The organism is Caballeronia sp. M23-90 (assembly GCF_053574605.1).
On record NZ_JBSIPA010000266.1, the window covers coordinates 1 to 9,126 of the forward strand.

Here is a 9,126-nt window from a genome sequence, read left to right on the forward strand (position 1 = left end):
TGCAAACGGGTTCGGTGGTCGTGACGGACAAACTGGCGATCGAAAAGTATTCAGGGCGAGCGCCAGCATGCCCGATGTTCCCGGTCCATTCGCAATCAGGTCCGTGCGTGCGAATCCCGGATGTGCGGCGTTGCTCATGAGGCCCCAGCCGTTTGCGTCGCTGCGCCGTTGCAACTCCAGCGCGAACATCAGCATGGCGAGTTTCGATTGCTCGTATGCGGGCCACGCTTTGTAGGCGCGCTCGCCCTGCAGGTTATCGAAGGCGATCTTGCCCCGCCTGTGCGCGATGCTGCTCAGGTTCACCACGCGCGGCGCGGCGCTCTTTTGCAGGAGCGGCAGCAACTGCGAAGTCAACGCAAAGTGACCGAGATAGTTCGTGCCGAACTGACGCTCGAAGCCATCGGCGGTTTTCTCGTGTTGCGGCAGCATCATCACGCCCGCATTGTTCACGAGGATATCGACGGGCGCGCCATCTGCGAGCAAGTGCTCCGAAGCGCGCGCGATTGACTTCAGACTCGCAAGATCGATCATCTCGAAGCTGACGCGTGCATTCGGCACTTCGTGGCGGAGACGGTCAATTGCCGCCCGGCCCTTGGCCTCGTTGCGTCCAGTGAGAATCACCTCGGCGCCCGCTCGCGCCAGTTCCAGCGAGGTCTCGTAACCCAGTCCACCCGTCGCGCCTGTCACGACAACGCGCTTGCCGGTTTGCGGCGGGATATCGGCAGTCGTCCATGTGCTCATTTGAATTCCTTTCGCATTTGATTGCGTGAGTAATCAGTCATTAAATCGGCGGCAAATTGGCTTGAATCAGTCGGACTTCAGGCTTTGTCGCGCGCGACGCCATTCCAGAACACGTCGAAGCCAATCTGCCGATACCGCCCTGCTTCATCGGGATACGCATTCATGAATCCCATCGTGGTCTCCGCCAGCGCCTTCATATTCGCCGCAATGAACTCGCACGGATAAGCCTGCAAGATCTCGGTCTTGATGCTGTGCAGCGCGAGCGCTTCGATTTCGGCAAATGGTTCGTACCCGACCGCCTTCGATTCCTCAGTGACAATATCCGCCACCGATAACTGGTCGAGCACATTCAACCGCTGCGGATTGGCCACACCCCAGTCCACGAAAGCGTTCCACAAGTATTCGAGCCTGTTGCGCACCGGCCCGCGCCGCGGGAACTGCGCCATCAGCGCGTCGGCGAGTTCGAGCTTGATCGACCGATACAACGCGTTGACCAGTTCGTCCTTCGTGCGGAAATAGGTGAACAGCGTCCCTTCCGCGACGCCCGCCTGCTTCGAGATGGCCGATGTAGGCGCGGCGGCAAGTCCGCGCTCGGCGAAGACCTGCTCGGCGGCAAGAAGAAGTGCGTTGCGTTTGTCGTCGCTTTTGGGTCGGGCCATCGAAGATCTTGCAGTTTAAATGAGTGAATACTCAATTATAACCAATTTTAAGATTGACGCAATATCGCTCCGGACGGGCCAAAACCTGCCCGTGCTAGCATCGGGCCGTCTTCTTGCTATAGGGCGCCGGCATGGGAGCTTGCCGCGCCTACGTCACGATTCCAGCTTCCCTCAAGGCATTTATGAACAACCACTCCGTACACCAAAAGTTTTTCCACATCCTGCTGTTCGTGGTTACCGTCGCGCTTTGCTGGATCCTGACGCCGTTCTTCGGCGCGATCTTCTGGGGGACGATTCTCGCCATCCTGTTCCAGCCGATGCAGCGCTACCTTGCCGCCAAATTCGGCAAGCGCCGCAATCTCGCTGCGTTTGCAACGCTCGGGCTGACCATCGTGATCGTGATCCTGCCGCTGTCGTTCGTCGCGGCCACGCTGGTCCAGGAAATCGGTCTCGCCTACACGCAGATCAAGTCAGGCCAGCCCAACTTCACGATGTACTTCCAGGAAGGCATCCACGCGCTGCCGAAGTCCGTGCAGACCTTGCTCGGCCGTTTTGGACTCACGGATATCCCGAGCATCCAGAAACGGCTGACCGATGGCGCCGCCGCGATCAGTCAGTTTGTCGCGACGCAAGCGCTCAGCATCGGACAGAACACATTCCAGTTCGTGATCAGCTTCGGTGTGATGCTGTACCTGGTGTTTTTCCTGCTGCGCGATGGCGGTGAAATCGGCCGGCGCATTCGCCGCGCATTGCCGCTCGATGAAGCGCCGAAGCAGCACCTGATCGCCAAATTCACAACGGTCGTACGCGCAACCGTGAAGGGCAATATCGCCGTTGCCGCAGCTCAGGGGTTTCTCGGCGGGATGATTTTCATGTTTCTCGGCATCCAGGGCTCGCTGCTCTGGGGCGTGCTGATGGCGTTCCTGTCGCTGCTTCCGGCCATTGGCGCCGCACTCGTCTGGGCGCCGGCGGCAGCGTATTTCCTGCTCACCGGCGACATCTGGAAAGGCGTGATCCTGATCGCGTTCTGCGTGGTCATCATCGGTCTGGTCGATAACATCCTGCGTCCGATTCTCGTTGGCAAGGACACGAAGATGCCGGACTGGGTCGTGCTGATTTCGACCTTGGGCGGGATGGGACTGTTCGGGATCAACGGCTTCGTGATCGGACCGCTGATCGCCGCGTTGTTCATGGCGGCCTGGGACCTGTTCACGCAGAACGAAGAAGGCCAGGCGGAAGGAACACGGACCATCGACAAGGTGTGAGTTTGCCTGCTGAATGAAAAACGGCTCGCTGATTGGATCAGCGAGCCGTTTTTTCCATGAGAACCCGTTCGACTCAGCGCCGCTCTGCCCCCGCGTACTTGCAGTCGAAGCGTTTTCTCACCGTGCCGTTTTCATCGACACTTTCCAGATACACATCGAACTGCCAAAGTCGAGCCATGTGCTTGAGCACTTCCTCGCTGTCGTTGGTGAGATGCCGGTTATCGGTCATGAAGTGGCGAAGCGTGAGGCTTCGGTCACCGCGCGTGTTCACGGAGTAGACCTGGATATTAGGCTCCCGGTGATGCATGTCGTATTGACGCGATAACGCTTGCCGCACGTACCTGTACCCGCTTTCGTCGTGAATCGCCGATACCTCCAGCGAGTCGCGCATGTCGTCATCGAGAATCGAGAACAGGCGCATTTCCCGGATCAGATGCGGTGACAAATACTGCGCGATAAAACTCTCGTCCTTGAAGTTGCGCATGGCGTAGTGCAGTGCTTCCAGCCAGTCGCTGCCGGCAAGTTCCGGGAACCATTCGCGGTCTTCGTCCGTCGGGTTTTCGCAGATGCGGCGGATATCGCTCATCATGGAAAAGCCGAGCGCATACGGGTTGATGCCGCTGTAATACTGCTTGGTCACCGGCGGCTGATACACCACGTTGCTGTGCGAATGGAGGAACTCCATCATGAAGCCGTCCTCGAGTCGGCCTTCCGCATACAGCGTGTTGAGCAGCGTGTAATGCCAGAAGGTGGCCCAGCCTTCGTTCATGACCTGCGTTTGGCGCTGCGGATAGAAATACTGTCCCACCTTGCGCACGATGCGAATCACCTCGCGTTCCCAGGGTTCGAGCAAAGGCGCATTTTTCTCCGCGAAGTACAGCAGGTTTTCCTGCGGCTCCGGCGGATATCGGCTTTCGATCTCTTCGGTTGTCGTCGCCTTTTTATTGGGCAACGTGCGCCAGAGTTCATTCACCTGCGATTGCAGATACGCTTCGCGCTCACGTCGCGCAGCAGCTTCCTTCGCCAGCGACAACTTCTGCGGCCGCTTATACCGGTCCACCCCGTAATTCATCAGCGCATGACATGAGTCGAGCAACTCCTCGACGCGATCGATCCCATGCCGCTCCTCGCACTCTGCGATGTAATTTTTCGCATAAACCAGATAGTCGATGATCGCATGGGCATCTGTCCACAACTTGAACAGATAGTTGCCCTTGAAGAACGAGTTGTGCCCGTAAGCGGCATGCGCAATGACGAGCGCCTGCATCGTCATCGTGTTCTCTTCCATGAGGTACGCGATACATGGATTCGAATTGATGACGATCTCGTAAGCAAGGCCCATTTGCCCACGCCGGTAACTCTTCTCAGTCGACAGGAAATGCTTGCCGAACGACCAGTGCCGATAATTCACCGGCATGCCAACCGACGCATATGCGTCCATCATCTGCTCGGCGCTGATGAGTTCAAGCTGGATGGGATAGACGTCGAGCCCATAGCGTTGCGCGACACGCGCAATCTCGGTGTCATATTCCTCGATGAGTTCGAACGTCCAGTCCGAAGGACATGGCAACGGTCTTTTTTCCGCCACGTTCATGGTGTCTCCCTCCGGCGTCGCGCTTGCGCGCGGCTTCCTGACCTTTTGCGGCGCGCTGTCCTGTGCTTTCAGTTCTTCGCCAGGTTTCAGGTGATACCCGCGTGCTTCGTTGTTCAAATGCCTTGTCGTCATGCAGCCGCCTGTTGTTTTTCGAACAGTTCGCGAAAGACCGGATAAATATCCGCAGCCGATTCGACTTTTTTCATCGCGAGTTCCGGCGCGCTCTGCGCCAGATGTGCATATTCGACCCAAAGGTTCTGCTCTTCAGGCGCGACCTGGATATACGCGAAATAGCGCACCTTATGCAGGATGTCTTCGGACAGGAGCTTGCGGCACTTGGGCGAGTCATCCGTCCAGTTATCGCCGTCAGAAGCCTGCGCGCCGTAAATGTTCCATTCCGAGGGCGAATAACGCTCGTCCATGATCTTTTTCATCAACTCGAGCGCGCTCGATACCACCGTGCCACCGCTTTCTGTTGAATGGAAGAACGTTTCTTCATCGACTTCTTCTGCACGCGTGTGGTGCCGGATAAAGACCACTTCGATCTTTTCGTAATTCCGGTTCAGGAACAGATACAGAAGAATGAAGAAGCGCTTGGACAAGTCCTTGCGCTGTTCGTCCATGGAACCGGACACGTCCATCAGGCAGAACATGACGGCCTTGCTGGAGGGCGTCGGCTGTTTGGCCCGGTTGACATACCGCAGATCGAACGGATCGATAAACGGAATCCGCGTGATACGCCCCTTCATGATCACGATCTCGGCTTCGAGCCGCGCAATCTCTTCAGGGTCACCTTTCTCGTCCAGAAGCACTTCGAGCTGACGCTCCATCTCATGCAACTGACGCGACAGGGGCGAACCCAGCGCGATCCGGCGCCCGAGTGCGCTGCGCAGCGACCGGACGACGTCGATGTTATTCGGCGTGCCTTCCGCCGAAAAACCCGCACGCACGTTCTTCCAGGTTGGCACGGCGGCCAACTGGGTTTTGACGAGGCGCGGCAACTCGAGGTCATCGAAGAAATACTGCATGAACTCTTCACGCGAGAGCTCGAACACGAAGTCGTCCTGCCCTTCGCCTTCGTTGCTCGCGCTCTTGCCGCCACCGCCTCCGCCGCCATTCGGACGCGCGATCTTGTCGCCACGAATGTACTCGGCGTTGCCCGGATGCACGAGCTCGCGCTTTCCGCCAGGGCCATGCCGGAACGACGGTTCGGCGATGTCCTTTTTCGGAATCGTGATGCTCTGCGTGCTTTGAATGTCCTTGATGCTGCGGTCTCGAACGGCGTCCGACACCGCGCGGCGGATGTAGTTTTTGACACGACGCAAAAAGCGTTCGCGGTTGGCAATGCTCTTGTTCTTACCGGCTAACCTGCGGTCGATGATTTGATGCAGCACATCCAGTCTCCCGCGTAATTGGCGAGGAAGCGAAGCGCTCGTTTGCCTCAACCGCACGCTGCGGCGCGGACCGACAAGCACTCGCCAAGGTGCTCGCGTTTCACCGGTTAGATACCGGCGTCACGCGAACGTATGACTATAGAACTAGCAACACATTCCTGATTCAATCACGTTTTGCCTGGTTTCGCTTGGGAACAGATTTCCTCCTTCGCTCAAGACTGAACGCACCGTAACGCGACGCACCGAATTACGACGACTTGCGAACACGCAGATACCAGTCGCACAAGAGACGCACCTGCTTCGGCGTGTAACCCTTTGCGACCATGCGGTTGACGAAATCCTCGTGCTTGCGCTGTTCTTCAGCCGATCCTTTGGCGTTGAACGAGATCACAGGGAGGAGCTCTTCAGTGTTTGAGAACATCTTCTTTTCGATCACCACCCGCAGCTTCTCGTAGGAGATCCACGCAGGATTCTTGCCGCCATTCGCCGCCCGCGCCCGCAGCACGAAATTCACGATCTCGTTGCGGAAGTCCTTCGGGTTGCTGATGCCGGCCGGCTTCTCGATCTTCTCCAGTTCCGCATTCAGCGACGCACGGTCGAAACTCTCGCCGGTATCGTGATCGCGGAATTCCTGGTCCTGGATCCAGAAATCGGCATAGGTGACGTAACGGTCGAAGATGTTCTGGCCATACTCGGAATACGATTCCAGGTAAGCCGTCTGAATCTCCTTGCCGATAAACTCGGCATACCGCGAGGCCAGCACGTCCTTGATGAACGACAGGTATTTCTGTTCGGTTTCCGGCGGGAACTGCTCGCGCTCGATCTGTTGTTCGAGCACGTACATCAGGTGCACCGGGTTGGCCGCGACTTCGGTGGAATCGAAGTTGAACACGCGCGAGAGAATCTTGAACGCAAAGCGGGTCGATACCCCGTTCATGCCTTCGTCTACACCCGCAAAATCGCGGTACTCCTGGAAGGATTTCGCCTTTGGATCGGTGTCTTTCAGGTTCTCGCCGTCATAGACCTGCATCTTCGAAAAGAGGCTGGAATTCTCCGGTTCATGAAGACGCGTCAGCACCGCCATTTGCGCCATCATCTTCAGCGTGCCAGGTGCGCACACTGCGTTCGTCAACGAAGAATTACGCAGCAGCTTCTCGTAGATCTTCATCTCTTCGCCATAGCGCAGGCAATACGGCACCTTTACCACGAAGATACGATCGAGCAGTGCTTCGTTGTTCTTGTTGTTGCGGAACGTCTTCCATTCGGACTCGTTCGAGTGAGCCAGCACCACGCCGTCGAACGGAATTGCGCCGAAACCTTCCGTACCCTTGAAGTTGCCTTCCTGAGTGGCGGTCAGGAGCGGATGCAGGACCTTGATTGGCGCCTTGAACATTTCGACGAACTCGAGCAAGCCCTGGTTCGCGAGACACAATCCACCGGAGTAGCTGTAGGCGTCGGCATCATCCTGTGAAAAGGTTTCGAGCTTGCGGATGTCGACCTTGCCGACCAGTGACGAGATGTCCTGATTGTTTTCATCGCCCGGTTCGGTCTTGGCAATACCGATCTGGCGAAGGATGGAAGGATAGCGACGAACGATGCGGAACTTGCGGATGTCGCCGTTGAATTCATGAAGGCGTTTGACGGCCCACGGGCTCAGGATGTTCTTGAGGTAGCGGCGCGGAATGCCGTATTGCTCTTCGAGAATGGGACCGTCTTCGTCGTAGTCGAACAAGCCAAGAGGTGACTCGTTGACGGGCGAACCCTTGATTGAGTAGAAAGGAACACGCTCGGCCAGTTGCTTCAGACGTTCGGCAATGGATGACTTGCCGCCGCCTACCGGACCCAGCAAATACAGGATCTGCTTCTTTTCTTCCAGCCCTTGGGCTGCATGCCGGAAGTACGACACCACCTGCTCGATCACTTCTTCCATTCCGTAGAACTCACGGAATGCCGGATACACCTTGATCACCTTGTTTGCAAACACACGCGATAAACGCGGGTCCGTGCGCGTGTCGACTGACTCCGGTTCCCCGATAGCCGCCAACATCCGTTCGCCCGCTGTTGCATACGTTGCAGGATCGTCTTTGCAGAGCGCGAGATACTCTTCGAGCGAGAATTCCTCCTCGCGGGTTTTTTCGAAGCGGGTCGCGAAACTGCTGTAGATATCCATGCTACCTCCTCGCCGAAGTCAGAAAGCAATGTGTGCGCGGCGCGCCTAATCAGAACAACATCGCTTCAGTTCATCCTAAACCTATTCGAATTTTTTTTCATGCAAATGCGTTGCTGATTTGCTTCGAAGTATTCCTAGCTTGGTGGAATATTTTCGTTCACCTACAATCATCATCCCGACTCGCGAAACGTCTTCGGCAATAGCTGCACAGCCTTGCTGTACAAGCCTTGGACTCATGCGCACGCTGGCAGCCGAAGCACCCGGCTGCTGCTGCCGCAGACAAGTCGCGCGCCGCGTTTGTGCAGCGTGCTTATGCCCCAGGTTATCCATTGCTTATCTACCGGTCATCCACAGACTCATCCACATGTTATCCACCGCGATGAAGCATGTGTGACGCATCGACTGCCTTGCTCCATGCGTATATACGCACAACCAAGCCCAAACGATGCAGACGCAATGTTCTTTTTGGTCTTTCTTACACAACGAGTCGCAATGGCATCGGTTGACCTCCGTTACCCGGCTTTTTGGCGTTGCATGCGTGCTCGTTCATTCAATACCCGATATGCGCAAAGGGATTTGCGAAATAAAAAAGGCACTCATTCGAGTGCCTTGATTTAGTGCTGTTTCTACAACGCCATACCATTGGCGCTCAGCGTTACAAACCTGTTAAAGCTTCGTTCATGCGCGCTTCGGCCGCATGCGTCATGCCTATTCGAGCGTCAATTCAATATCCCCGATACGGTCGATCCGTCCACTTACTACACCTGGCCCTTCAATGCGGCGTGCACCCGTGTACGAACCCGTCGTAACGGTCCAGAAAGGCTGCACAGTATGTCCGTTCGTGCTGCAATGATTGACGAACCACACCAGCAGTTCACGTGGATCACCAGCGGGGTTGCCTGCGGTCGGCGGAACGATCGAGACACCGTCGACGGTCAGTTCGAGTTGTGGCGACAAGAAGTCGAAGCCCGGTGAGATAACTTCGTACGGCTCCATCTTGCCCACGATCAGTGCACCGTTGTTCTGCGAATCGGCTAGTTGCGCAAGCGGCGCAAGGTTCGGCCATTGGGCGAAACGGCTATCGACGACTTCGAGCGCCACCGCCATGCCGCCCAGCGCCGCAAATACTTCGCTGCGGCTGTAAGCTTCCGCGCGCGCCGGAAGTGCATGAGAAAAACGAAATGCCACTTCCATTTCGATCAAAACGCGAAAGAAAGACGCATGCGCAATGCGCGCCGGTGATGTGTGGACGAGCTCCGCATCGATAGGCGCCGTGTTCGCCTGCGCGCCGGGCGAGCGTGCA

At 56.8% G+C, this 9,126-nt stretch carries 7 protein-coding genes; 1 reads left to right on the forward strand and 6 read right to left on the reverse strand.

All coding sequences use genetic code 11. From position 1 onward, the window contains the following. Positions 1 to 741: SDR family oxidoreductase (locus ACRXB1_RS22780; protein ID WP_449493300.1), on the reverse strand; the 741-nt coding region annotated here is incomplete at its 3' end. A gap of 77 nt (positions 742 to 818) precedes the next feature. Further along, the gene (locus ACRXB1_RS22785; protein WP_075359702.1) at positions 819 to 1,400 is read right to left on the reverse strand and encodes a TetR/AcrR family transcriptional regulator; all 582 of its coding nucleotides are present in this window, start codon (positions 1,398 to 1,400) and stop codon (positions 819 to 821) included. A 182-nt stretch (positions 1,401 to 1,582) separates the two neighbouring features. Between ACRXB1_RS22785 and ACRXB1_RS22790 the strand changes: the two genes are divergently transcribed. Next, entirely contained in the window at positions 1,583 to 2,665 is a 1,083-nt protein-coding gene (locus ACRXB1_RS22790; RefSeq protein WP_061999380.1) for an AI-2E family transporter, read from the forward strand. A 73-nt stretch (positions 2,666 to 2,738) separates the two neighbouring features. Here the strand turns inward: ACRXB1_RS22790 and ACRXB1_RS22795 are convergent, their stop codons facing one another. The 4 genes from ACRXB1_RS22795 to ACRXB1_RS22810 all read right to left on the reverse strand — a co-directional run. Then, positions 2,739 to 4,259 carry a SpoVR family protein gene (locus ACRXB1_RS22795; RefSeq protein ID WP_372237088.1) on the reverse strand — a complete coding sequence of 507 codons (1,521 nt, stop codon included), beginning with the start codon at positions 4,257 to 4,259 and terminating at the stop codon, positions 2,739 to 2,741. Positions 4,260 to 4,387: 128 nt separating this feature from the next. Beyond that, complete coding sequence (locus ACRXB1_RS22800) at positions 4,388 to 5,653, reverse strand: YeaH/YhbH family protein (protein WP_061999378.1); 1,266 nt, start codon at positions 5,651 to 5,653, stop codon at positions 4,388 to 4,390. A 247-nt stretch (positions 5,654 to 5,900) separates the two neighbouring features. After that, entirely contained in the window at positions 5,901 to 7,823 is a 1,923-nt protein-coding gene (locus ACRXB1_RS22805; protein ID WP_061999377.1) for a PrkA family serine protein kinase, read from the reverse strand. A gap of 708 nt (positions 7,824 to 8,531) precedes the next feature. Continuing rightward, positions 8,532 to 9,126 (reverse strand): 2-keto-4-pentenoate hydratase (locus ACRXB1_RS22810; protein WP_449493301.1); only part of this gene is annotated, 595 nt, incomplete at its 5' end.

What these genes read in the sequence shown, in the direction of transcription:
- ACRXB1_RS22795 (WP_372237088.1), bottom strand. Translation starts at nt 4,259, where the DNA reads ATGAACGTGGCGGAAAAAAGACCGTTGCCATGTCCTTCGGACTGGACG.
- ACRXB1_RS22785 (WP_075359702.1), bottom strand. Translation starts at nt 1,400, where the DNA reads ATGGCCCGACCCAAAAGCGACGACAAACGCAACGCACTTCTTCTTGCC.
- ACRXB1_RS22790 (WP_061999380.1), top strand. Translation starts at nt 1,583, where the DNA reads ATGAACAACCACTCCGTACACCAAAAGTTTTTCCACATCCTGCTGTTC.
- ACRXB1_RS22805 (WP_061999377.1), bottom strand. Translation starts at nt 7,823, where the DNA reads ATGGATATCTACAGCAGTTTCGCGACCCGCTTCGAAAAAACCCGCGAG.